The following is a 694-nucleotide window of genomic DNA, read 5'->3' on the forward strand; positions in this document are numbered from 1 at the left end:
CAGCTCGGGCAGCTCCCAGGCCAGGCACGCCTGGCCGACCAGGTCCCGGGCCAGGCTCGGGGACTCCGGCTCGGGCGCGAGGGCCAGCGTCCTTCGTTCGTACGGAAGCCGGCCCGCGATCGCCACCCGGGCCTGGCGCAGTCGCGCGTACACCGGCAGGTGGCCACGCGTCGTCAGGTGTTGCATCCGATCGGCCAGCCGCAGCTCCGGCGGGATGCACAGGGCCAGATGCACCAGCGGCTGCAGGGCGGCCGCCGACCGCTGGGCGGCCATCCAGGTCGCCGCGCTGTCGCAGAGATGGTCGTCCAGCTCGGACAGATCGACGATCAGGGCCTCGGGACGCGCGGACAGGCAGTGGTTCAGCGTCGTCGTGGTCGCCTGCCGCAGCGGCTGGTCCCAGACACCACGCACGGACAGCAGGGCCACCGCGGCGTCGAGGTCACCCTCGACGGAGACCGACGACTCCTCGACCGGCCGACACGCTGCGCTCACAGTCATGCCGTCACGGTAATCGCGAGCCGAGATTCACTGGCAGCCGCTTAGCTCCCCCGGGTGATCGGCCTTAAGTACTGCAACGTTGTAACGTGCAAAGCCGTGCCGGCCCGACTGAAGGATGTCGCTGCCCGGGCCGGGGTGTCGATAAAGACGGTGTCCAACGTCGTCAACGGCTTCGCGCACGTCGCCCCGGAGACCC

Annotated in this window: 1 protein-coding gene and 1 pseudogene; one reads left to right on the forward strand and one right to left on the reverse strand. The window is 70.5% G+C overall.

All coding sequences use genetic code 11. The annotated features are described in order from the left end of the window. Positions 1-498: pseudogene (locus Ato02nite_RS50250) on the reverse strand (ATP-binding protein); the annotation flags it as partial. 96 nt (positions 499-594) lie between these two features. Between Ato02nite_RS50250 and Ato02nite_RS50255 the strand changes: the two are divergent. Beyond that, a partial coding sequence (locus Ato02nite_RS50255; protein ID WP_213013844.1) for a LacI family DNA-binding transcriptional regulator occupies positions 595-694 on the forward strand: 100 nt, incomplete at its 3' end.

It is taken from the genome of Paractinoplanes toevensis, from assembly GCF_018332695.1.
Lineage (GTDB): Bacteria > Actinomycetota > Actinomycetes > Mycobacteriales > Micromonosporaceae > Actinoplanes > Actinoplanes toevensis.